At 63.9% G+C, this 23,485-nt stretch carries 15 protein-coding genes; 5 read left to right on the top strand and 10 right to left on the bottom strand.

The features are described 5' to 3' along the window. The gene (gene cobG, locus ATY75_RS33210) at nucleotides 1-1,383 is read right to left on the bottom strand and encodes a precorrin-3B synthase (RefSeq protein ID WP_088940734.1); all 1,383 of its coding nucleotides are present in this window, start codon (nucleotides 1,381-1,383) and stop codon (nucleotides 1-3) included. Nucleotides 1,384-1,456: 73 nt separating this feature from the next. Next, nucleotides 1,457-2,221: a precorrin-6A synthase (deacetylating) gene (gene cobF, locus ATY75_RS33205; RefSeq protein ID WP_088940733.1), complete on the bottom strand. Its 765-nt coding sequence runs from the start codon at nucleotides 2,219-2,221 to the stop codon at nucleotides 1,457-1,459. A gap of 201 nt (nucleotides 2,222-2,422) precedes the next feature. On the opposite strand from cobF, the gene repA reads away from it, so the two are divergent. From repA to ATY75_RS33185, 4 genes are all read left to right on the top strand, one after another. Further along, nucleotides 2,423-3,619: a plasmid partitioning protein RepA gene (gene repA / locus ATY75_RS33200; RefSeq protein WP_088940732.1), complete on the top strand. Its 1,197-nt coding sequence runs from the start codon at nucleotides 2,423-2,425 to the stop codon at nucleotides 3,617-3,619. Next, nucleotides 3,616-4,611, top strand: a complete 996-nt coding sequence (gene repB / locus ATY75_RS33195) for a plasmid partitioning protein RepB (RefSeq protein WP_088940731.1) — start codon at nucleotides 3,616-3,618, stop codon at nucleotides 4,609-4,611. Before repA ends, repB begins: the two co-directional genes overlap by 4 nt. A 154-nt stretch (nucleotides 4,612-4,765) precedes the next feature. Next, nucleotides 4,766-5,980, top strand: coding sequence for a plasmid replication protein RepC (gene repC / locus ATY75_RS33190; protein WP_088940730.1), 1,215 nt, complete (start codon nucleotides 4,766-4,768; stop codon nucleotides 5,978-5,980). A gap of 179 nt (nucleotides 5,981-6,159) precedes the next feature. Next, nucleotides 6,160-7,293, top strand: a complete 1,134-nt coding sequence (locus ATY75_RS33185; RefSeq protein WP_088940729.1) for an RHE_PE00001 family protein — start codon at nucleotides 6,160-6,162, stop codon at nucleotides 7,291-7,293. Nucleotides 7,294-7,435: 142 nt separating this feature from the next. Here ATY75_RS33185 and ATY75_RS33180 read toward each other — a convergent pair whose 3' ends face one another. From ATY75_RS33180 to ATY75_RS33170, 3 genes are read right to left on the bottom strand one after another with little or no spacing between them, the layout of a single operon-like run. Then, nucleotides 7,436-8,146 (bottom strand): Bax inhibitor-1/YccA family protein, encoded by a 711-nt coding sequence (locus tag ATY75_RS33180; RefSeq protein ID WP_088940728.1) that lies wholly within the window; start codon nucleotides 8,144-8,146, stop codon nucleotides 7,436-7,438. 20 nt (nucleotides 8,147-8,166) lie between these two features. Further along, on the bottom strand, nucleotides 8,167-8,934 hold the full coding sequence (locus ATY75_RS33175) for an anti-sigma factor (protein ID WP_088940727.1): 768 nt from the start codon (nucleotides 8,932-8,934) through the stop codon (nucleotides 8,167-8,169). Next, nucleotides 8,921-9,460 (bottom strand): sigma-70 family RNA polymerase sigma factor, encoded by a 540-nt coding sequence (locus tag ATY75_RS33170; RefSeq protein ID WP_088940726.1) that lies wholly within the window; start codon nucleotides 9,458-9,460, stop codon nucleotides 8,921-8,923. The genes ATY75_RS33175 and ATY75_RS33170 overlap by 14 nt, the downstream gene beginning before the upstream one ends. Before the next feature lie 155 nt (nucleotides 9,461-9,615). Between ATY75_RS33170 and ATY75_RS33165 the strand changes: the two genes are divergently transcribed. Then, nucleotides 9,616-9,897, top strand: a complete 282-nt coding sequence (locus tag ATY75_RS33165) for a hypothetical protein (RefSeq protein ID WP_088940725.1) — start codon at nucleotides 9,616-9,618, stop codon at nucleotides 9,895-9,897. A 27-nt stretch (nucleotides 9,898-9,924) separates the two neighbouring features. On the opposite strand, the gene cueR is transcribed toward ATY75_RS33165, so the two are convergent. From cueR to ATY75_RS33140, 5 genes are all read right to left on the bottom strand, one after another. Next, nucleotides 9,925-10,314, bottom strand: a complete 390-nt coding sequence (gene cueR, locus ATY75_RS33160) for a Cu(I)-responsive transcriptional regulator (RefSeq protein WP_064842891.1) — start codon at nucleotides 10,312-10,314, stop codon at nucleotides 9,925-9,927. 9 nt (nucleotides 10,315-10,323) lie between these two features. After that, a complete protein-coding gene (locus tag ATY75_RS33155; protein WP_088940724.1) occupies nucleotides 10,324-12,843 on the bottom strand; it encodes a heavy metal translocating P-type ATPase in 2,520 nt (839 codons plus the stop codon). Between the two features lie 121 nt (nucleotides 12,844-12,964). Then, nucleotides 12,965-15,574 carry a malto-oligosyltrehalose synthase gene (treY, locus tag ATY75_RS33150; protein ID WP_088940723.1) on the bottom strand — a complete coding sequence of 870 codons (2,610 nt, stop codon included), beginning with the start codon at nucleotides 15,572-15,574 and terminating at the stop codon, nucleotides 12,965-12,967. A 162-nt stretch (nucleotides 15,575-15,736) separates the two neighbouring features. Continuing rightward, nucleotides 15,737-17,818 carry a penicillin-binding protein 1C gene (gene pbpC / locus ATY75_RS33145; protein ID WP_088940722.1) on the bottom strand — a complete coding sequence of 694 codons (2,082 nt, stop codon included), beginning with the start codon at nucleotides 17,816-17,818 and terminating at the stop codon, nucleotides 15,737-15,739. Then, nucleotides 17,815-23,286, bottom strand: a complete 5,472-nt coding sequence (locus ATY75_RS33140; protein WP_088940721.1) for an alpha-2-macroglobulin family protein — start codon at nucleotides 23,284-23,286, stop codon at nucleotides 17,815-17,817. Before ATY75_RS33140 ends, pbpC begins: the two co-directional genes overlap by 4 nt. Nucleotides 23,287-23,485: the final 199 nt, after the last annotated feature.

The raw sequence follows: 23,485 nt of genomic DNA, 5'->3' as shown, positions 1-23,485 counted from the left end.
TTATTCCTGTCGCAGCGCCTTCGAAACGCCGATTGCGCCAAGCCGTGTAAGGCAGGCGGCAGCCGATTCGCCAGCGCCTCTGTTGTCTTCGATGGACCGGGCGAGCCTCTCTATAGCGAAATCGATCCGACCGCCAGCGATCCGTTCGTCCGGTCGATCCGCGGCACTCCCGTTGAGGATGAGGTCATAACCTTCAGCAGTGCCTGTCAGCGTCAGCGCCGGCCGGGCATGCGCGCAGCCCTTGGCGCAGCCGGAGAGATGCAGCGTCAGCGAACCGTCGAAGAGCGCGGGTGCGGCGGCCAGGATGCGGCGCGCCAAGCCGCGTGTCTCGTAGAAGGCGGACCCGCAGGCGCCGGCGCCGGCGCAGGCGGCGATATGCTCGGCTTTCTCGCCGAATTGGGCGTTGAAGCCGTATTGGGCCGCCGCGGCTTGCACGGCCGGTGCCGTATCCGCCGCAAGCCCGAGCAGGAAGAAACCGCGGCCGGGCGCGAGCCGGATCTCCGCTGCGCCATGGGCCATGGCCAGATCGAGCAGGGCGATCAGATCGGCCGCGCGCATCTGACCGAATTCCGGCCGGACGCCGAGCACGGTTTTGCCGTCCGCCAATCTGCGCAGGCCTGCCAGCGGTATCTTCCTCGCGCCGGACGAAATGGATCGGAGCTCGCTCAAGGCGGGAAAACGCGCCCGCAAAAGCGCTGGATCGATATCCCGTGCCCGGCTGCCCGGCCCGAGCATTGTCAGCAGGCTTAAAACCTCGCCCACGGCCGAGACCGCCACTTCGGTAGGACCGATCGCGACCGGTGTTGCGGTCGCACCATCGCCATTGAGCGCCACAAGCCAAGTCGCCTGCGATTGCGCGACGAAACGGATATCGGCGGTAAGCGCCGACAGGCCGAAGGTTCCGCCGCCGTCGGCGACGATCGACAGTTTCGGTGCCAGTTGAGGCGAGGCAAGCAGATCCTGAAGCGTGCTGCGCAGGGACAGTTCCATTGCGGCGGGATCGCTCAGTTCTTCCGGGTCGAGGCCGTGCAGCGGCGAGATCTCGATCGCCGGTCCGTCCGGCACGGTGATGCCGGCGGCGTCGATATCGGCGGCGAGCCGTCCGACGGTCTCGGCCCGCAGCCCGCGGATCTGCAGATTGCCGCGGGCGGTGATCTCGAGAATGCCGTTTCCGTGCGCCGCGGCTGTGCACGCCAATGCTCTAAACTGCGGCAGCGTCAGCGCACCGCCGGCCGGCCGCAGCCGCACCAGCAGACCGTCGCCGGTCGCCATCGGTGCGGCGAGGGCGGGGCAGGCGCCGCGCGCGCGCATCTTCGCCGCCGTGCGACCATGGCCGTCCGTCGGGCCTTTCCTGTCGATCGCCTTGGCGGTCTCGATGCCCATTCTTAATCCTCTGTCCGTTTCTTACATGATCGCGGCCGGCGCGGCAAAAACATGATGGAAACGGTCGACCCGGCTATTCCGCGAAATCCCGTCCCTTGCGCAGGAGGTAGATGTCCATGATCCAGCCATGCCGTTGCCTGGCGTCGGCCCTCAGCGCCACGATGTCGGCGGCGATATCGCCGAGCCGCCCGGATCTGACGATCTCGTCTTCGGTGCCGAGATAGGCGCCCCAGAAGATCTCGGCGTCGGGATCGTCGATCTTCGCAAAGGCCTGCTCACCGTCGAGCATGACAATCGTCGTCGCGGCCTGGAGACCGTCCCGCGCCAGCCTGCGCCCGGTGGTGATCTCGATCGGCTTGCCGACGAGGTTGACCGGGACTTTGTGACTGGCGGCCAGGGCCTGGATGCTGGTGATGCCGGGAATGACGCTGTAGTCGAAATCGACGCCGGCGTCCTGCCGCACACGTTCGATGATGCGGATCGTGCTGTCGTAGAGACTGGGATCGCCCCAGACGAGAAAGGCGCCACGGCCGTCATCGGGCAGGCCGGAGATCAGCTCCTTATAGATAAGGGCGATCTCGGAATGCCAGGCGTCGACGCTTTGCGTGTAGCTTCTGTCTGCCGTCTGCCGTTGCGGCACCGCGAATTCTGAAATTCGGATCCCTGGCCGGGTGATGTATCGTTCGCAGATGTCTCGGCGGATCTCGGCGAGCTCTTCCTTGCCCGTCCCTTTGACCGGCAGGAAGATCACCTCGGCTGAATTCATCGCGTTGATTGCCTGTATGGTGAGGTGCTCCGGGTTGCCCGTGCCGATGCCGATGATATGGATGTGCTTCAAGCCGATGCTCCCATGAGTCCCGGCGGTCTTGCCGAAAAAGCCGGTTCGCCGCAAGGGTGATGATGAAGAGTTGGCCGCGGCCAACCGCGCCGGAATGGGCTCCTGGCCCCCAATGTTGCCGGAAATCCCGAATCGTGTCACTTTCGATACGCTTTTTGACGCTATGTTGACAGAAAAGCGCATCGAAAAGGATTGGGTGTTTTGGACAACATTAGCGTATCGACGACAGATGTGCGGATCGAGCGGCATGCGAACCAGCTTTCGCGGCAATTGAAGCTTCTCCGCGACAAGTTGTTTCCGCCGCTCGCGCAAAAGACGCTACGGACATTTTCTTCAGGCGAGGCCGCCCAGATGATCGGCGTGTCCGACGGCTATCTTCGTCAGCTTTCCCTCGATGGCAAGGGGCCGCAGCCGGAGCTTTCCCAGAATGGCCGGCGCTCCTATACGCTCGGCCAGATCAATGAATTGCGCCAATATATGGCGAAGCTGAAGCCGAAGGACGCGCTATCCTATCTTCCCTGGCGGCGCCCCGGCGAGAAGCTGCAGACGGTTGCCGTCACCAATTTCAAAGGCGGCTCGGCCAAGACGACGACGACGCTTTATCTGGCGCAGTATCTGGCGCTGGCGGGTTATCGGGTGCTCGCCATCGATCTCGATCCGCAGGCCTCGCTTTCCTCCATGCTGGGCGTCCAGCCCGAATTCGATCTTTCAGATGGCGATACGCTTTATGGCGCCATTCGCTACGATGCCGGCCGCAAGCCGCTGAAGGATATCGTCCGCAAGACCTATTTCGACGGGCTCGATCTGGTGCCCGGCAATCTCGAACTGATGGAGTTCGAGCATGAAACGCCGCGGGCGCTCAACGACCGGCAAAAACCGGCCGAGCTGTTCTTTCGCCGCGTCGGCGTGGCCATCGCCGAGGTCGAGGCCGAATATGACGTCGTGGTGATCGACTGCCCGCCGCAGCTCGGTTATCTCACCCTTGGCGCCGTCTGCGCGGCAACCTCGCTGCTCATCACCATCCATCCGCAGATGGTCGATGTCGCCTCCATGTCGCAATTTCTGCTGATGACCTCGGATCTGCTTTCCGTGGTGCGCAAGGCCGGCGGCGATCTGCAGCACGATTTCATCAAATATGTCGTCACCCGTCACGAACCCTTCGACGCGCCGCAGTCACAGATCGTTGCGCTGTTGCGCAGTCTGTTCGGCGACGACGTGTTGACGGCGACCATTCTCAAATCGACGGCGATCGCCGATGCCGGCCTGACCAAGCAGACGCTGTTCGAAATCGAGAAGGGGCAGGTGCGCCGCTCGACTTACGATCGGGCGCTGGAATCGGTCAATGCCGCCAACAGCGAGGTTCTCGCCGGCATTCACAAAGCCTGGGGCCGGACATGAGCAGACGCGACCGCCTGAAAGGTCTTTTCGACGATACGGCGCAGGAGTTGGCCGCGGCCAACTACGAAGAATCGTCTTCGCGCGGCGCGGCCGGGCCGGTCCGGACGATGGCTCTGACCCTCGGGCGCATGGAGGAAGAGAGCAGGGCGATGCAGGAAGCCTTGCTCTCAGGCGAACGCATCGTCGAACTCGATCCCGATCTGATCGATTCCTCCTTCGTCCGCGACCGCCTCGCCGACCAGCCGCTCGATATCGACGACGAACTGGTGCAGTCGATTGCCGAGAACGGCCAGGAAGTGCCGGTTCTCGTTCGTCGCCATCCCGATGATGAGGCCCGCTACCAGATCGCCTACGGCCATCGCCGCCTGCAGGCGGTCAAGCTGCTTGGCCGCAAGGTGCAGGCCATCGTGCGTCAGCTCGACGATACTGATGTGGTCATTGCCCAGGGCATCGAAAATTCGGCCCGCCGCAACCTTTCCTACATCGAGCGCGCCGTCTTTGCCCTCAACCTCGAGCTCAAGGGTTTTGAGCGTCCGATCATCATGAAGGCGCTGTCGACCGATAAGACCGAGCTGTCGAAGCTGCTCTCCGTCGCCAGGGCCATCCCGGCCGAGATCGTCAGGTCTGTGGGGGCTGCCCCCGGCATCGGCCGCCGCAAATGGATGGCGCTTGCCCAGGACTGGAACGGGATGACGGCGGCGCGGCTTGCCAAACTCGTCGGCTCGGAAAACTTCATGGCCGAGGAGAGCGATCGCCGCTTTGAGCTTCTGGTTGCCGAGCTCGCCAGGAAAGAGGCGAAGCCCGAAGCCACGGAATATGACTGGAAGCCGAAGAGCGGCGGCAAGATCGCCGGCCGAATCAAGAGCGCCGGCAATTCCTTCACGATCGCGTTGAAAACCGGCGATGCGCCGGATTTCGGCGCTTACATTTCGCGCCGTCTCGATGAGCTTTACGAAGCCTATCGGGCCGGCAGGTTGCAAGCAGGAGAGTAGGCCGCAAAAGAAAAAAGCCTCCGAACGTTGCCGTCGCGGAAGCCTTTCTCATATCTGGACAATCTGAGAATCGCACTTCCTCGAATCACTGTCAAGCATCTTCGGCATCCTTTTGGGTGGTAGATTTCTTTTGCCTTGAAAAAAGGTGAGGGACATGGAGCCTCAATACGTATCGACGCCCTTTGGGCGGCGATCGATGACGCTTGGCATGCTGGCAAGCCAGGAAAGCGCAAGCAAGGTCGAACCGGACGCATCGGTCGATAAGTGGAAGATCTTTCGTTCGCTCTGCGAAGCAAAGGACATGGTCGGCGTATCCGATCGTGCGCTGGCGGTTCTCAACGCGCTGTTGACCTTCTATCCGAAGAACGAGATTGCCGAGGCCAACGGCTTCGTGGTCTTTCCCTCGAACGAGCAGCTGTCGCTGCGCACGCACGGGATGGCCGGAACGACGCTGCGGCGGAACCTGGCGATGCTGGTGGAAGCCGGGCTGATCATCCGGCGTGACAGCCCGAACGGGAAGCGGTTCGCTCGCCGTAACGGCGAGGGCGGGCTTGGCGAGGCCTTCGGCTTCAGCCTGGCGCCGCTGCTGGCGCGTGCCGGCGAGATCGAGGCACAGGCGGCTCAGGTGCTCGCCAACAAGCTCGAATGGAAGCGCCTGCGGGAGCGGCTGACGCTCTGCCGACGCGACATCAGCAAACTAATCGAGATCGCCCTGGAAGAGGAAATTGCCGGCGAATGGATCGAGATGCAGATGCATTTCAACCTGCTTACAGCAAGCCTGCCGCGCCGCCCGTCGGCCGCGGAGATCGAACATCTGCTAGCCGATCTCGAAGCCTTCCGTGAAATGATTGTCAAGACGCTGGAATTGAAGACGAAAGCAGAAAAATCAGACGCCAATGACAGCCAAAACGGTCGGCACATACATAATTCAAACCCACACCACATATCTGAACTTGAACCAAGCTTCGAACCGAAGCAGGGCGCAAAGCCGGAGGAAGAACCGCGGCCGTGGCGGGAGCCGCCGAAATCCTTCCCCCTTGCCATGGTGCTGCAAGCCTGCCCCGAGGTCGTCGCTTATGGACCGGGGGGCGGGATTGGCAGCTGGCGGGATCTGATGGCCGCGGCCGTCATGGTCCGTTCGATGCTGGGCGTCAGCCCGAGCGCCTATCAGCTGGCCTGCGATGTCATGGGGCCGGAAAACGCCGCCACGGTGATCGCCTGCATCCTGGAAAGGGGCGGACATATCAACTCGGCCGGCGGCTATCTGCGTGATCTGACACGGCGGGCCGAGCGCGGCGAGTTCTCGCTTGGGCCGATGCTGATGGCGCTGATGCGGGCCAATGGACCGGCAGCGAGGAAAACCGGATGAAGGGCCATGAAAAAGTTTCGCGCCAGCTGCGACCGCTACAAATTGAGCGGCGGCCCGCTCCGGCGTCGCGACCGCTTCCTTCCCCAGCCATTTGTTGAAATGCGCCGTTAACCATGTCATAGATGGCGGAAGAAAACATCTGTTTTGCTTCCATTTGTGAAAAACCGTAAAGCTTAACAATGCGCTACGATATCGACGCTGCGATGCTTCAAACTCTGCTTCCATCCTTTGCCGCAGCAGAGGATGCGCTGGCCCGGCTGGACGAACGGGTGGTGCGTTCGCCGGTCGGTGAGGGCTTTGCCGAACGCAGTCATTTCTTCGATGCTGCCGGCGCGCTGTGGGTGGCCGGCGAACTGGTGCATGTCGAGGATCTGGTTTTGCACGATGCGCATATGGATAGCCGGGCGCCGAGCCACGAGCTGACGATCGCCCATTCCGTGCTGCGGGCCCGCCGGCGCATCTGGACCGGCGAACCGGCCTGGGCGCTCGGAGCCGCGGGGCTGGCAACGCTGACGGCGACGCTCGGGGAAGGGGAGGGGACGGCGCCGGAGGTCAAGAGCCCTGCGGTTCCGCTCGAGACCGACGACGAGGGCGGGGATGAGGACGGGCCGCTCGCTGCCGAGATGGCCGAGATCGACGCGCTTCTTGCCCGTTCGCAGAAACTGCTCGACATCCATACGGGCAAGGTGCCGGCAAGCGAGGCGCCTGTCTCTGCCCCGTCACGGCGCAATGACGATCCTCTGGGTTTGCTGGGTGACGACGAATGGGACGAGGAGCAGCGGCTTGCCGAGTGGCGCGGCCTCTTGCCATTGGCCGACAGCTTGCCGCCGGTTCTCGGCGCGATCATCCTTTTCGAAGCCTGGGAAAGGATCGAGCCATTGCGGCGTCAGCATTGGCTCGGCGGTCTTCTGGTCGCCGGACACCTGCGCGCTCGCGGCAAGGTCGCCTCGCATCTCTTTTCTTTTTACGGTGGGCTGAAGCTGGTGCGTCATGAACGTCGCCGCGCCCGCGATCGGGCGACGCGGCTGCAGGCCTTCCTGGAGGCGATGCATCTGGGAGCTGCCGCCGGCCTCAAGGAGCTCGACCGGCTGTCGCTTGCCCGCACGCAGATGGAGCTGCGCTTTCGCGGCCGCCGTTCCAACAGCAGCCTGCCGGATCTTGCCGATTTCATCCTGTCGCGGCCGATGGTCTCGGCGGCGATGATCGCCCGCCATCTGCGCATTACCCCACGCGGCGCGCTGAACCTCGTCAACGAGATCGGCATTCGTGAAATCACCGGCCGCGGCCGCTACCGCGCCTGGGGCATCATCTGAAACGAAAACGGCCGGGTCGTTGACCCGGCCACTCTGGCTCTTTGTTTATCCATGTATTTAAAGTGAACACCCGATCTGCCATCCTGTAACAGACAGCAGACCGGGTGCTCTTGCGCTTCCTTTGCCCCCGGAAGCGCGATCCTTATTCCCGCTCGCCCGTGAAGTTGAGCAGAAGCTGGAAGATGTTGACGAAGTTCAGGTAGAGCGAGAGTGCGCCGAAGACGGCGAGCTTCTGGTTCGATTCCTGATCGTAGTTTTCCGAATACTGTTCCTTGATGTTCTGCGTGTCGTAAGCGGTGAGGCCGACGAAGACGACGATGCCGATCACCGAGACGGCGAACTGCAGCGCGGACGAACCCAGGAAGATGTTGACGATGCTGGCGATGACAACGCCGATGAGGCCCATCATCAGGAACGAGCCCATGCGCGAGAGGTCACGCTTCGTCACATAGCCGTAGAGGCTGGTGGCGCCGAACATCGTGGCGGTGATGAAGAAGGTCCGCGCAATGCTCATCCCGGTGAAGACCAGGAAGACGGAGGCGAGCGACAGGCCCATCACGGCGCAGAAGGCCCAGAAGGTGATCTGCGCGGTGCTGGCCGACATCGTCTGGATGCGGAACGAGAAGAAGAAGACGAAGGCGAGCGGCGCCAGCATCACCACCCACTTCAGCGGCGAGCTGAAAATCGGCACGTAGAGAGCCGGCGTCGAGCCGACGACGAAGGCGATGAGGCCGGTGATAACCAGGCCGAGCGCCATGTAATTGTAGACGCGCAGCATATGCTGGCGCAGGCCCTCGTCGAAGACGGCCTGGGAGCCGGCCACGGCGCCATAGCGGGAATTGATCGGGTTCATGCTGATCTCCTCGGTTTGAACTAATAGAGCGAGCGGGCGAGCCGTTCGGCCGCCTGATCGAGATTGAGGCCGCTTTCGTCGGCGATCAGCGCATAGGCGACCTCGCCGATCTGCCAATAGGCGGCTTCTGCCTTCTCAAGCGCGAGATGGCTGACCGGCTTGACCTCGAAGGCGCCCGGGCGGACGGCGAACAGCGACAGCCGCTTTCCATCCGACTGCTCGATCGCCATTTCGACGCTGGGGCCGAATTCGGACGGGAAGATCTGCACGTCGGCGACCTTCCAATCCTGAGGCAGTTCCGGCATCACGATGGCGGTGGCGGCACGAATATCGTCGGCGCTGTAGGTGGCCGGCGTCTGCGGCGGCATCGATTGACGCAGCGCGGCGGTCTGGTAGGCGCGGACGGCATCCTCGACATAGGCGGGTGCCGGCACCGATGCCGATACCTCGGTTGCCGAGAAAGCGCCAAAGGAATTATGCGCCACCCAGCCGGCGGTCACCAGAATACCGACAGCGGCAATGCGCTGCATGGAATGGAAAATGCGGCCATAGGAAAGGCCCCGTTCCAGCCGGCGGGCGGCATCGCGGGTCTCGGGACGGCCGAAGGCGCTTTCGCCGGCAAGCGCCAGGCGCAACTCGCCCTTCATGCTGAGGTCGGCCATGACCTTGGCGGCAATCGCTGGATGGCCGGAAAGATAGGATTCCACCTGGATGCGGCGGGCGACATCGAGTTCCCCATCCACATAGGCGTCGAGATCGGCATCGAGGATCGGATCAATTGCCTTCATTGCCATCCCCTCCAATCAGTCTCAGATGCGAAATGCGCGGCGTCTTCTCCTCGAATTCGCGCAATTGCGCGCGGGCGCGGGAGATGCGCGACATCAGCGTGCCCACAGGAATGCCGAGCGCATTGGCGGCTTCCTGGTAGGAAAGGCCTTCGATCGCCACGAGATGCAGCGCCTCGCGCTGCTCCTCCGGCAGATCGAAAAAGGCGCCGCGCACTTGCTGCAGCCGCACGGCATGTTCCTGGCCGGCCGGCAACGACTGTTCGGCCTCGAGAGCCGCCTCGTCATGGCGGCGCGTCAGCGATCGGTTCTGCCGCAGACGGTCGATATGGGCGTTGTGCAGGATGGAGAGCAGCCAGGTGCGCAGATTGCTGCCGCTACGGAAGCTCTTTTTCTTCTCGAGCGCCCGCACCAGCGCGTCATGCACCAGATCCTCAGCCTCATCCGAATTGCGCACCAGCGAGCGAGCATAGCGCCTGAGCGCTGCAAGCTGTCCGATGACGTCGAAGGGGCGGTCTTTGCGTTCCATGATTGAGTATACGCAAGCCGGGCGGATTTTATTCCCGGCAACGGCAAAAAAATCATGCGGGCCGACGTCGTCATCGCCGCAGCGTAAATCCGCGATTGTTTATGACAATTACATGACAGATCATGACGCCGCTGATTTGAAGGGGAAAAGCAAGAATGAAGGAAAAGAAGCGGGTCTACGAAGCTCTCGTAGACGGCGCCATGGAAGGGCTGACGGATCAGGCGCTCTATGATTTCGTCAAGGCGCGTTGTCCAAACGCCACCAGCAAGAAGATCGTCCGGGCCTCGCTTCTCGCTCTCATCGATCCTCATCTCCGGGACCGCAATATTCTCGACGTGATCTACGCCCTTGCGATCAAGCATCGGCTGGATGACGGCGAAGACGGGCGGGCTGCCTCCGCGCAGGCGGCTAACCAGAACATGCCGCAGCTTTCCTGACGCCGCCGCCTGCGGCTTCCGACATTCTCAGCCGCCGTCCGAAAGCCCTTCGAGGATTGGGCAGTCCGGCCTGTCGTTGCCGTGACAGGCATGCACCAGATGCTCCAGCGTGCGCCGCAGGTCCGAGAGATCTCGGATCTTCCGGTCGATCTCGGCAAGCTTGGCCTCGGCGATCTCCTTGACGTCGGCGCTCGCGCGGGCCTTGTCCTCGTAGAGCGCCAGCAATTGCCGGCACTCCTCGACCGAAAAGCCGAGACCGCGCGAGCGCTGCAGGAAGCGCAGCTTGTGAACATCGGTTGCGGCATAGTCGCGATAGCCGTTGCCGCCCCTTTCGGGACGGATGAGGCCGATATCCTCGTAGTAGCGGATGGTCTTCGAAGGCAGGCCGGAACGTTCCGATGCTTCGCCGATATTCATCGTCACCTCCTATAATTTTGCAAAGCGCAGTCTCAGCGCATTTGCAATCACCGAGACGGACGAGAGGCTCATCGCCGCTGCCGCGATCATCGGCGACAGCAGCAGCCCGAAGATCGGATAGAGCACGCCGGCTGCGACCGGCACGCCGAGCGCATTATAGCCGAAGGCGAAGCCGAGATTCTGGCGGATGTTGCGCATCGTCGCCTCCGCCAGCCGCCGCGCCCTGACTATGCCGGTGAGATCGCCCTTCACCAGAGTGATGCCGGCGCTTTCCATCGCCACGTCGGCGCCTGTGCCCATGGCGATGCCGACATCGGCGGCGGCGAGCGCCGGTGCGTCATTGACGCCGTCTCCGGCCATGGCGATGACGGCACCCTTGGCGCGCAGTTCGTCGATCAGTGCGCTTTTGCCCTCCGGCAGCATGTCGGCGCGAACCTCGTCGATCCCCAGGCTTTTTGCCACCGCCCGCGCCGTCCGCTCATTGTCGCCCGTCGCCATGATGATCTTGAGACCGCTATCGTGCAGCGCCTTGATGGCAGCTTCCGTCGTCGGCTTGATCCGGTCGGCAACGGCGACGAGGCCGGCAAGCGCGCCGTCGACCACCACAAACATCACCGTTTTGCCCTCGCCGCGCAGGGCTTCGGTCCTCTCGGCCAGCGCCGAAGGATCGACGCCGAGATCGGCTAGCATCGCCGCATTGCCGAGCGCCACCATCGTGCCACCCGCAAGACCCTGAACACCCTTGCCGGTCTTTGCCTCGAAACCGGTGACCTCGACAAACGCGACATCGCGCTCTTCGGCGCCGGAAACGATCGCTTCGGCCAGCGGATGTTCGGAGCCGCGCTCCAGGCTTGCCGCCAGCGACAGCAGCCGGTTTTCCTCGGTTCCACCGAAGGCGACGACGTCGGTAAGCTTCGGCTTTCCCTCGGTCAGCGTGCCTGTTTTGTCGACGATCAGCGTATCGACCTTGGAAAAGCGCTCCAGCGCTTCGGCGTCCTTGATCAGCACACCTTCGCCAGCCCCGCGCCCCGTCGCGATCATGATCGACATCGGCGTCGCAAGCCCGAGCGCGCAGGGGCAGGCGATGATCAGAACGGCGACGGCGGCAAGCAGCGCATTGGCGAGGCTCGGTTCCGGCCCGACCGCTGCCCAGACGATAAAGGCAAGGATGGCCGCGGCGACGACCGCCGGCACGAAGAAGGCCGACACCCGGTCGACCGCACCCTGGATCGGCGCCCGCGAACGCTGCGCCTTGGCGACCATGTCGACGATGCGCGACAACACCGTGTCGGCGCCGACCTTCTCTGCCGACATGACGAGCGAGCCGTTCTTGTTGATCGTGCCGCCGGTCAGTCCGTCGCCTTTCGATTTCTCCACCGGCAGAGGCTCGCCTGTAATCATCGATTCATCGACGGTCGACTGGCCCTCTAGGACGGAGCCGTCCACTGGAACCCGCTCGCCGGGGCGCACGCGCAGCCGGTCGCCGGTCTGGATCTCGTCTACCGGCACATCTAGCTCGCTGCCATCGGCATCGATGCGCCGCGCCGTCTTCGGCGCGAGATCGAGCAGAGCACGGATCGCCGAGCCGGTGCGTTCGCGGGCCTTCAATTCCAGCACCTGGCCGACGAAAACGAGGGCGACGATGACGGCGGCCGCCTCGAAATAGACCGGCACACCAGCGCCGTGGCCGCGGAAACTCATCGGGAAGATGCCGGGCGCCAGCGTGGCGACGAGACTGTAGAGATAAGCGGTGCCGACGCCGAGACCGATCAGCGTCCACATGTTCGGGCTGCGGTTGACGAGGGAGGCCCAAGCGCGGCGGAAAAACGGCAGGGCCGCCCACAGCACGACAGGCGTTGCCAACAGCAGTTCGATATAGGTCGCCTGTGGCTCGCCGATCATCTCCCGCAGAGGCAGGCCAAGCATCGGTCCCATGCCGAGGGCGAGCAGAGGCAGGGCCAGGATGGCGCTGACCCAAAGCCGTCTGGTGAAATCGACAAGTTCCGGGTTGGGGCCTTCATCGGCCGGCGGAATACCCATCGGCTCCAGCGCCATGCCGCATTTCGGGCAGTCGCCAGGCCGGTCGCTGATGACCTCCGGATGCATCGGGCAGGTATAGAGCGTACCCTTCGGCGCCGGCTTTGCGGCCGGGCGTTGGCCGTCGCGATAGGCCGAAGGCTCGGCTTCGAATTTCGTCTGGCAGCCGGCCGAGCAGAAGTAGAATTTCTCGCCCTCGACCTTCAAGAAATGTTTTGCCGTCGCGCGATCGACGGCCATGCCGCAGACAGGGTCCTTCGCCGTCAGATAATCCTGCGGCGCGGCGGCAAATTTCGTCCGGCAGCCCTCGGAGCAGAAATGATAGAGACGGCCGGCGTGATCGAGCGATGGCTTGCCGACCTCCGGATCAACGGTCATGCCGCAGACCGGATCGCGGGTTATGACGCCGGCACTCTTTTCCGGGCCATGGCCGCAACAGCTGTGATCGCCATTATGGGCGTGGCCGTGATGATGATCGTGTTTGATATTCATGACTATCTCCGATGCCCTAAGGGCAGTTGGAGAGGTTTATCCACCTTCCAGCAACTGGAAGGTCAAGCGCTAATTTTGGCGAGGCCGATTTTTCGAAGGCAACCGCGCTGTTGCCCGATCCTCAGATCGGGCTGATCAGCCCGACAGGCTGGCTGCCGAGCAGGGCGGCGACCGCAATGCCGCCGCCGGGTTCGATCGTCTTGCCGGTCACGAGATCCGCCTTCAGCCCGTGAAGAGGGGAGGGGACGGCGATCGCCGTGTCCTCCCAGAATTCCGGGCCGGCAAAGAGCACGCCGGGGTCGAGCCAGCCGAACATTAGCCGGGGCGCGGCGACGATGGCAAAATTATCCCTGTGCACCCGGGCAAACGCCAACACGTGTTCGCGCCGGCTGCCCGTCACCTTCAGCGGCAGATAGTCGCCTTTGGCAAAGAGCGCCGGTTGCCGCTGGCGCAGCTGCAGGCCGATCGCGATGATGCGCTGTTTCAATGCCGCCGCCTGCAGCCTGGCGATCGGCCCGGCTTCGGCGAGCCAGGCCGCCAGCCGCGCATGATCGACCGGCCGGCGGTTGTCGGGATCGACGAGGCTGAAATCGAAACCCTCGGAGCCTTGATAGATGTCGGGAATGCCGGGCGCCGTCAGCTTGAGCAGCGCCTGCGACAGGCTGTTGAGGTAACCCGCGGCGATGAAAGGCTCCAGCACCCTTTCGAAATCCTCCAGGAAGGCGTCATTTTCAGGCGAGACCAGCGCCGCCGCATAGGTCTTCACCGCGTCTTCATAGGCGGCATCCTGCTCGATCCAGCCGGTGTGGAGTTTCGCCTCGCGCACCGCCTTGACGGCATAATCGGTCAGGCGCTCGCGAAGGTCTTGCGTCTGCCCCTTATCGAAATCCTCCGGCCAGGCGCCGGCCAGTGCCTGATACAGCATCCATTCGACATTCGGCTCCGGTGCCGCACCATCCGGCAGCTCCGTCAGCCATGGCCGGTTCAGCTCACGCCAGCGCGCCACCGCCTGCACGAAAACATCCGCACCCTCGCTCAGGGCATAGAGCCTGGCGCGCGCATCCTCGCCACGTTTGGTGTCGTGGGTGGCACTGGCCGAAAGCCCATGTGGCTGCAGCCGCGCCCGTTCGGCCATGCGGCGATGGAATCCCTCCGGGCCATCCGGCGTCTTGCCGGGTTCGCCACCGACTTCGTTTGCGGCAAGTAGCCTGTTATAGCGGTAGAACAGCGTATCCTCAGTCGCCTTCGCCATCACAGGCCCGCTCAATTGCTGGAAGCGGATCCGAAATTCGTGGGCCGCATGCCCGTCGACCTTGCCTTCGAGAAGCCGCAGCACATGGTCGAGGGCGCGCCGGTCATCGAGCCGGGCCATGGCTTGCAATGCGGTCGCGGCAAGGACGGCTGAATCCTGCCAGGCGAGCGGCCCGCCATCGCCATAGGTACGATAGACGGGAAAGGCGATCAGCAGTTCGGCAAGCGCCGCGGCGATCTCGTTCTTATCGATGTCGGGAAAGATGCCCGCCGCGATCGACACCAGCCTGCCGGTTTCGCCGGCGAAATTACGCTCGACCATCAGCCGCTTGGCGAGCCGCCGGCCCTCGTCGAGATCGCCGATCTCGCCGGCGAGGCTGCGATAGGCATCGTCCAATCTGCGCAGGCCGCCGCCATCGATAAAGAGTTCGCTGAGCGCCGCAGTGAACTCATATCCCGTGGTGCCCGAAACCGGCCAGCTCTCCGGCAGCACTTCGCCGGGTCCGAGGATCTTTTCCACGACGATATAGGTGTCCGGCCCAACCGCATCCCTCAGCCGGTCGAGATAGGCCTTGGGTTCGGCAAGCCCGTCGACATGGTCGATGCGCAGGCCCTGCACCTTGCCGTGGCGCACCAGCTCGATTGTCAGCCGGTGCATGTCCTCGAACACGGAGGGATTTTCGACGCGGGTTCCCACAAGGCCGGTGACCTCGAAGAAGCGGCGATAGCTCAGATGCCGCGCCGCCTCCTTCCAATGGGTGAGCCGCCAATGCTGTCCCTCATGCAGGCTGTTGAGGAAATCGCGATCGGCCGAGATATCCTCGAGCTTTTGCCGGAGCACGGCGCGATCACCGCCTTCGAAGAGGATGTCGCGCATGGCGCGGGCGAAGTCCTCGCCTGACGTGACGGCTGCGGCCTCCGCCATTCTCGTCGCCACCGGATCGTCGAGCCGGTTTGCGATCGCGCCGTAACTGCGGGGATTGAGCGGCAGCAGCGTTTCGAAATAGCCGAAGGCGAAATTGCCATGGGTTTCGTCGAGCACGATCCGCAGCTCGCCGGCAGCAAGCGCGCGATCGAAATCCTGGCCGAGCTGCGGCAGGGTCAGCGGCTCGCTCCAGTCGATGTCGAAGTGGCCGGCATAGGCGCTTTGCCGGCCGAACGTCAGGACGTCTCGCCACCAGCCGTTTTGCGGCGAAGCGGCCATGTGGTTCGGCACGATGTCCAAGATCAGTCCCATGCCCGCGGCGGCAAGGCTTTCCGTCAGCCGCTCGAACCCCGCCCGGCCGCCGAGCGCCGGGTCGATGTCGTTGGCATCGGTGACGTCATAGCCGTGAGTCGAACCGCTGACTGCGGTGAAGATCGGCGAGGCATAGAGATGGCTGATGCCGAGCCTCTTGAGATAGGGAATGAGGCCGCAGGCGCGATCGAAATTCATGCCGTTGCGGAATTGTATCCGGTAGGTCGCGGTCGGAAGTGTCATGAGGCCGTCTGACGTTGGAGGGAGCCTCTACCCAACGGTTGTATCAGGGGTTTGGTTCCCTTACAGCGCCGCGTGTCTTGTGAGACGCGCAAAGGACCCTGTAACATTTTTGAATCTACGCATCGTGCTTTCCGAAAAGCGATTCCGATTTTCGGGCCGATGCTAGTCGATGAAAACGCCCACGCTTGCGGCGCGTCCGGCCGAGTCGATGACGGTCAGTTTCGAGTAGCCGCCGCCATCCGGAAGCCACTGCTGCGTACGCCGGCGCGAGAGATCGGGCAGTGGCTTGCCGTTGGCAAGCCAGCGGAATGGCGCGCGGCCGCCCTGCAGCTTCAGCATCAGCGGCGACAGATCGCCGGCGCCGGCGCCGAGATCGATATGGGCGCCCTCGGGCGGATAGACGATCTGGGGCGCGGGCTCGCGGCCGAAGGCGACGAGCAGGCCGCTGGCGTTCAGCGCGAAACGCCGCTGGCTGATCGGCAGCTCGGACTGGGCGATGCGCACGGCGCCGGCGGGCGGGCGGGGCAGCGGCGTCGTCGCGATGCCGGATTTGGCGAAGCCTTCGAACAGGATGGGGGCGGCGGTACCATAGCCGGTCAAACCAGGCACGGCGCTGTTATCCGGCCGCCCGACCCAGACACCGAGCACATAACGCCCGTCATAGCCGACCGACCAGGCGTCGCGATAGCCGTAGCTCGTGCCGGTCTTGTAGGCGATGCCGCGCTGCGGCGCGCCGGCGGGAGGGATGACGCCGGAGAGAATATCGGCGACGTTCCAGACCGCCACCGGCTCCAAAAGCGGTTCACCGTCGAGCTTGCCCGGTGTGCCGGTGATGCCATCGCCGAGCCTTGCCGGCTGACCGCGATTGGCGAGTGCGGTATAGAGCTGCACCAGATCCTTGAGCGTGAGCCCGACGCCGCCAAGACCGATCGCCAGTCCCGGCGTCTCGTTCGGCGGCAAAGCCGGGCGCACTTCGGCGCGGCGGAAGCGCACCAGCAGCCGCGACGGTCCGACGGCGTCGAGCAGTTTGACGGCCGGCACATTCAAGGAGAGCTGCAAGGCTTCGCGCACGGAGACGTCGCCCTGATAGCTCATGTCGAAATTGCGCGGCCGGTAGCCGAAGAAATCGGCCGGCCGGTCCTCGATGATCGTCTCCTGAGAAACGAGGCCCTGTTCGAAGGCGAGCCCGTAGATAAAGGGCTTCAGCGTCGAGCCGGGCGAGCGGTTGACGCGGGTCATATCGATCCAGCCGGAGCGGCTGGCGTCGAAATAATCGGCCGATCCGACCTCGCCGACGATGGCGCCGGTCTGGGCATCGGCCATCACCATGGCGAGCGAAAGCTTCGGCCCGAGTTTCATCGCCGCGGCCCGGGCGACGGCCTCCAGCCCCTGCTGCACCTGCTTTTTCAGTGTTGTCTGGTGCTTCAGGACATCCGGCTGCTTGCGCAGCGCGGCGTCGGCGACATGGGCGGCGAGCGCCGGCAATTGCATGCGTCGCATCGGGACAGCGACAGCCTCCGCCCGCTCGGCTTCGCCCTCGCCGACGGCCTCGGCCACAGCGGCCCGGTCGAGCACGCGCTTGCGCGCCTCTTTCGCCGCCTGGAGATTGCGGTCCGGCCGGCGCCGTTCCGGCAATTGCGGCAGAGCGACGAGCAGGGCGGCTTCGGCGACGGTCAGGCGGCGCGGCTCCTTGCCGAAATAGGCAAGGCTTGCGGCCCGCACGCCTTCCAGATTGCCGCCATAGGGGGCGTGGGTGAGATAGAGGTCGAGGATCTGCTCCTTCGACAGCCGCCGCTCGATCTGCACGGCGCGCGCCAGCTGCAGCAGTTTTGCCGAAAGCGAGCGGCCCGCGCGCGGCTCGATCAGCCGCGCCACCTGCATCGACAGCGTCGAGGCGCCGGAGACGATGCGGCCGTTGCGGATGAATTGCGTGGCGGCCCGCCCGAGCGCCCAGGCATCGACGCCGCCGTGATCGTAGAAACGCTGATCCTCATAGGCGATCAGCATGCGCAGGAATTGCGGATCGACGTCGGCAACTCCAGTCTTCAGCCGCCAGCGGCCTTCCGAGGTTGCAAAGGCGCGCAGCAATTGCCCATCGGCATCGAGCACCTCGGCGGACACCACATCCGCTTTGTCGAGCGGCGGCGGGAAAGCCTTGTCGGCGGCGTCGAGCGCAAAAAGAGCCGCGCCGGCAAGAAGAATGCCGGCGGCGGACCCGATCGCAAACTTGCGCCACAGCCTCATTGTTGTGCCGCTACGACCTCCATCTTGCCGGTCGCCGTGCGGGCCGAAAGCTCCGGACGGTACATGTCCTCGACGCTTGCGGCCGGATGGTCGTAGGTGCCGGGAGTGACGGCGCGCACGACATAGGCGACATTGAATTCGCGGTTGTCGCCCGCCGCGCGGTTGAAGGCGGCGACGAAACGATCGTAGCGGAATTCGGTATGGGCGGTGGAGATCTCGCCGATCCAGTCGAAATTCGTCATCTGGGCGCTGTCGACGAGGTTCGGATTGTCGATCTCGAAGCCGGCCGGCAGCAGGTCGGTAATGACGATGCGCGACGGCCAGTCATTGCTTTCGCGCACATGGATGACGACGACGTAGCGTTCGTTCTGCTTGGCCTCACTGACATTCGCCTCTTCGCCGTCGAGCGTGTAATAGCTGCGCTCGATGAGGAAGCCGTCGCCGCCGGCCGGCAGCGGCACGGTCGGAGCGGCAACGGTGGTGACAATGGCCGAGACCGTGTCGTTCGTCTGGTTGGTCAGCGTCAGCGGATGGTCGGCGAGCGCATCGCCGGTCATGCGGGCCATATAGGCGCCGGTATGGGCCGCGCCGTTGACGTCGACCTTCAACCCGTCATCGCCGCCCTGAATGGCGCGTGCGGCAAGCAGCATCCAGGCTTCTTCCTGGGTGCTCTTGTATTTGCTGCGGCCCCATTCCTTGGCGACGGCCTTGGCGAGATCCGGGACGACGGGCGGCACCGGCCGGCTTTCGGCGGCGAGCGCGAGGATCGCCGCGCCGTCGCGCAGGATCGTGCCGTAATCGGTACGGGACAGGTTCACGCGCGATACCATCGATTGCTGCGACATCTGTAGCGCGTCGAGGAAGATGTTCTTCGAACGCTGGGCATCGCCGTAGAGCGCCAGTGCTGCGGCGATATGCGCCTTGGCAAGCGGCGTCGGGAAGTCGTTGATCATCGTATCGGCATAATAACGCAGGTCGCTGATCGCCGCCTTCTTGTTGCGGGCAAGGACGTAGATGGCATAGGCGATCTGGTCGCCCTGGCCCTTGATGTCGGTGGTGTAGGAGAGGGTGTTCTGCAGGTTTTCGAGCGCCTGCACGAAGGCCCTTTCCGGCACGTCATATTTCATTTCGCGAGCCCGCGTCAGGAAATCGGTGACGTAGGAATCCAGCCAGACGTCGCCCGAATCCGGTCCCCAGAGGCCGAAGCTGCCGGCCGAGGCCTGGTAGGAGAGCACGCGGTAGATCGCATCCTGCACACGCTTATGCACATCGTCGTCGTTTGCGATGCCGGCCCGCTTCGCCACTTCGGCGAGGTAGAGCAGCGGCAGCGCCCGGCTGGTGGTCTGCTCGGCGCAGCCGAAGGGATAACGGTCGAGCGTCATCAGCAGTGCCGGAATATCGAAGGCGGCCGAACGGGTGACGTTGACGCTGATGGCAGCACCCGGCAGCACGCTGTCGGCGAGCAGGTTCTTGTCGACGGTAAGCTTTGCCCCGGGCTTCAGCGCCAGCACCCTGCGTTCGGTGATCGGCAGGGATGACGGGCGCACCGGCACGTCGACGGTCTGGTCGAGCGACAGGCCGGAAGCATCCGAGAGGTTGATCGAGACGCTGCCGGCGCCCGGCTGTTTGCCGATGAGCGACAGCGTCAGCTCGGATTTCGCCCCGGCTTCGAGGCGGATCGTCTGCGCAGCGGAGGCCTGTTCGATGCCGACCGCATCGTTTCCGGTCAGCTGCAGCTTGTAATCGCCGGCCGGCGCATCGGTGTTGGCGATGTCGAGGCGCAGATTGGCCTTGTCGCCGGGGGCGAGGAATTTCGGCAGGCTGGCGGTCACGACGACCGGATCGCGGATGATGACATCCTTGACGCCGTGGCCGACACCGGATTTCGACCATGCCACAGCCATGACGCGGGCCGTGCCGTTGAATTGCGGAATATCGAAGGAGACATTGGCCTTGCCTTCGGCGTCGAGCTTCACCGGACCGGAGAAGAAGGCGACGAGCTTCTGTGTCGGCGGGCTCGACTGCAGCGCAATGGCGCCGCCGTCGCCGCCGGTCCTGAGCTTGCCGGTCGCACCCAGCGAGCCGTCGATCAGGCGGCCGTAAAGGTCGCGGATTTCAAGGCCGAGCTGGCGCTGGCCGAAATACCAATCCTCAGGGTTCGGTGGTTCGTAGCGCGTCAGGTTGAGAATGCCGACATCGACGGCGGCAACCGTGACATAGGCATCCTCATTGGCGCCGGCACCGGCCACCTGCAGACCGATATTCAACGGCCCGCGCGGCAGCATTTTTTCCGGCGTGTCGAGCTTGACCTGCAGCGCCCGCTGCTCGGGATCGACCTTCAGCCACTTGATGCCGATCGAGCGCATCGGCATGTGGCTGTCCTGGGCGTCGCCGGGACGGAAGAGCGTGGCGGTGACATAAGCGCCGGCGCCCCAGTCCGCGGTGACGGGGATGTAGAGCTCGCCGCCGGTCTCGCCGATCGTGGCGTTCTGCACCGCGACCAGCTTTTCGGTTCCGGCCGTCACCATCAGCTCGCCGCCATAACGCGAGGTGACTTTCAGCTTGGCGGTGTCGCCGACCTTGTAGCTGTCCTTGTCGAGGGCGATTTCCAGCCCGTCCGGTGTTTCGGTCGAGGTCGAGGTCACGAACCAGCCGGCGTCGAATTCGACGCTGGAAGTCGGGCCGTCGGCATCCGGGCTTCCCACCTCGAGGCGATAGCGGCCCCAGGTGACAGGCACGGAGATTTTGCCGCCGTCGGTGGTCGCGTCGACGCTGCCGTTGGCAATCTGCTCGGCGGTATAGACCGGCTCGTATTTCCACGCCGTTCCCTCGCGATACCACTGGTATTGGCGGTTGAGGCTGTAGAATTTCCAGCGCAGGCCCTTGGTCTCCTGCTTCTCGCCGTCGGCGTTGACGCCGATCACCGTGAAATTGGCGATCGAATTCTCGGGCAGCTCGTCGGAAAACTCCGGCTTGATGCCGATCGAAGCGCGCTCATTCTTCACCGGAAGGGTCAGCGAGCGCTCGATGGCGCGGCCGCCGGCTTCCTGCATGCTGATATAGACGGTGGCGTTGAGCAGCTGCGTCGTTGCCGGCAGCTCGCCGATGGTGAGATCGGTCGAGGCTTGCCCGTTTTCGTCGAGTTCCGGGAGGCCTTCGATCGGCAGGCGCGAATCCTCGCTCGCCTCCTCGTCGGCCAGCCCGAAGAGGAAGCCCTTATAGGCGGCGCTCTCGCGCGTCGGCTTGACGACGACATTGCCCTCGAGCGTCAGGCCGGCGGCCGGGGCGCCATAGAGATACTTGCCGGAAACATTGATCGTCGCCGGCATATCCGCGCCGATTTCCTTGGCGTCGGTCTTGATTTCCATGTCGGTGCGATCCGGCACGAAATCGTCGACCAGGAAACTCTTGCTGGCGATCGCGCTGCCCTTGGGATCGGTATAGATGTTCATCGTCCAGGTGCCGCGCATGGCGTTTTCCTGGGTCGGGAAATCGACGCTGTAACCGCCGAGATTGCTGGTCTGGCTGACGATCCGCCGGTCCTCGACTCCGTCGGGGCGGCTGAAGATGAAGGTGAGCGGCAGGTTCTCGATGGCGTTGCCGTCGGTGTCGCGGGCTAGCGACTGCGCATGCACCGTCTCGCCGGCCCGGTAGATGCCGCGTTCGGTGAAAGTCAGAACGTCGATCGCGCCGGGTGCGGCACGGCCGGTGACACCGCGGTCGGAGAGGTCGAAGCCGGCGCGGGTCATGTCGAGGAAGACATAATCCGACGTGCCGTTCTTGGCGGCGATGACGGCCGGCGTCAGCGCCGCCGTGCCGCGAATAAGCCCGGCGGTGAAGGTGGCGCGGCCGTCTTCGTCTGTCGTCGCGGTGCCGAGCACTTCATTGTTCTTGGCAAGCAGCTGCAGCTCGACGCCTGCTATCGGCTTGGCCGAGGCGAGCGAGCGGGTGAAGACGTTGAGCCCGTCGGTGCCGGCATAGGTGGTGATGCCGATATCGGAGACGAGGAACCATTGCGTCGCCTGCGAATCCCACTCCTGCGCCGGGCCGTTCGGCGCCGTTGCCGTCATGACGTAGATGCCGGGTTTGCGCTCCGGCAGCGCCTCGTCGACCGGGAAGCTGGTGACGATGTCCTTGTTGAGTTCGTTGGCGATGTCGATCGAGCCCTGCCAGACGAGCTCGCCGTTCTGATCCTGGATGTTCTGGGCGCTGTAGCCGTCGAGCTGGCTGAGGAACTGCGAATTGGTCAACAGCGGCGCGATGGCGCGATCGCCGATGCGGTAGAGTTTGAGATTGGCAGAAGCCAGGTTGACCGAGACGATCGGGATGCCGCGGCGCGCCGTCGAGGGCAGCACGAAGCTGTCGCCGGTGAAGCGCACCATCTGGCTGCGGTCCTTGATATAGACGTCGATGCTGACGGGCGCTTCGAGCGTCTCGTCGACGGATGACGGCAGGCCGGTGCGGAAGGCGATCTTGTAGGTCTCGCCATGCGTCAGACCCTCGACGCAGATCTGCTTGTCCTTGGTTTCCAGCGCCTTGGGGGCGGCGCCGTTCAGCGTCACGAAGGGCGTATAATCGGTGGTCTTGACGAGCGCTTCGGAGAAGGTGACGCAGGCGCGCGGCGTGGCGCTGTCGGCATCGACGGTGTGTTCGGTGATGCGGAAACCCTGCGTCGATTTCAGTTGCAGGTAGGCCGCCTGCACGTCGTCGGAGGCAACCAGCGCCAGGCTCGCCTTGTAGGCATAGAGGGCCGGGCGGTAATTGGCGTTTCGGTCCAGGGCGTCGGCGAGCACGGCGAGCGCCTCCGCGCGCTTGGCCTTGGTGCGCGTCAGCTCGTAGCCGTTCAGCGCGTCGAGCACGGCCTGGCCGCTCGTGCCGGTCTGAGCGCTGCCGAGCGAAGCGGCGGCGCGGGCGGTTTCGAGCCAGAGATCGGCGTCATCGGGTGTGATCGACAGCGCGCCGTGGAAGGCGATCAGCGCGTCGCTCAGATTGTTGGCGGTCATGTCGAGACGAGCATTGGCGGTCAGACTGTCGACGCCTTGGCCCTGCTGGCCGTCGGTCAGCGCGAGATTATCCTTGAAGTCGTGGGCCTGCTGGATGAGGTCGTTGGACAGGAAGGTCAGGCGCGGCGCGGCGCCGAGATCCGGCTCCTTCTGCGCTGATGTCTCGACGATCTTGCCGGCGATGGCGCCGGGGAAGGCGTTCATCGTCTTGAAATCGGATTTCAGGAAACACCATTTCACCTTGGGATTGTAGGTGAAGGCCTTGCAGCTCTTGTCGCCGATACAGGAGGTCTTGCACTGATCGAGCGAGACGTTCTGCTCGGTGCGGAGATCGAAGCCGAAGAAATCGGCGTCCTTGATCGTCTGAATATCGCGCTTGGTTTCCGCAGCGGCTGCGGGAAAACTGACGGCGATCATGGAAAAAAATGCGATTGTCGCGAAAGCGAAGAACGAGCGCACGAACATAAGTTCCCCCCAAGGATACAGGCGATGCAGGCTCTGACCGGCGGGCACTCTCGTCACTCTACGCGAGATTGTCAACTCGACTCGCGCGCTGTTTCGTCTTCGCACAGAAGCTTTCGTCCGGCTGTCACATCGGCGTGAGTGACCAGCTTGTGATTTGCGGCTTTTGCAAGGATGCGCAAGGATTTGGGCAATCGCTGGA

This window comes from Rhizobium sp. N122 (assembly GCF_002211295.1).
Taxonomy (GTDB): Bacteria; Pseudomonadota; Alphaproteobacteria; order Rhizobiales; family Rhizobiaceae; genus Rhizobium.
Note: the sequence above shows the minus strand (reverse complement) of the source record. Positions and strands in the feature narration are given on the sequence as shown.

Excerpts from the sequence above, each read along its gene's own strand:
- repB (WP_088940731.1), top strand. The coding sequence starts at position 3,616 with ATGAGCAGACGCGACCGCCTGAAAGGTCTTTTCGACGATACGGCGCAG.
- ATY75_RS33175 (WP_088940727.1), bottom strand. The coding sequence starts at position 8,934 with ATGAAGGCAATTGATCCGATCCTCGATGCCGATCTCGACGCCTATGTG.
- ATY75_RS33140 (WP_088940721.1), bottom strand. The coding sequence starts at position 23,286 with ATGTTCGTGCGCTCGTTCTTCGCTTTCGCGACAATCGCATTTTTTTCC.
- ATY75_RS33185 (WP_088940729.1), top strand. The coding sequence starts at position 6,160 with ATGCGCTACGATATCGACGCTGCGATGCTTCAAACTCTGCTTCCATCC.
- cobG (WP_088940734.1), bottom strand. The coding sequence starts at position 1,383 with ATGGGCATCGAGACCGCCAAGGCGATCGACAGGAAAGGCCCGACGGAC.
- treY (WP_088940723.1), bottom strand. The coding sequence starts at position 15,574 with ATGACACTTCCGACCGCGACCTACCGGATACAATTCCGCAACGGCATG.
- repC (WP_088940730.1), top strand. The coding sequence starts at position 4,766 with ATGGAGCCTCAATACGTATCGACGCCCTTTGGGCGGCGATCGATGACG.
- ATY75_RS33165 (WP_088940725.1), top strand. The coding sequence starts at position 9,616 with ATGAAGGAAAAGAAGCGGGTCTACGAAGCTCTCGTAGACGGCGCCATG.
- ATY75_RS33155 (WP_088940724.1), bottom strand. The coding sequence starts at position 12,843 with ATGAATATCAAACACGATCATCATCACGGCCACGCCCATAATGGCGAT.
- pbpC (WP_088940722.1), bottom strand. The coding sequence starts at position 17,818 with ATGAGGCTGTGGCGCAAGTTTGCGATCGGGTCCGCCGCCGGCATTCTT.
- ATY75_RS33180 (WP_088940728.1), bottom strand. The coding sequence starts at position 8,146 with ATGAACCCGATCAATTCCCGCTATGGCGCCGTGGCCGGCTCCCAGGCC.
- cueR (WP_064842891.1), bottom strand. The coding sequence starts at position 10,314 with ATGAATATCGGCGAAGCATCGGAACGTTCCGGCCTGCCTTCGAAGACC.
- ATY75_RS33170 (WP_088940726.1), bottom strand. The coding sequence starts at position 9,460 with ATGGAACGCAAAGACCGCCCCTTCGACGTCATCGGACAGCTTGCAGCG.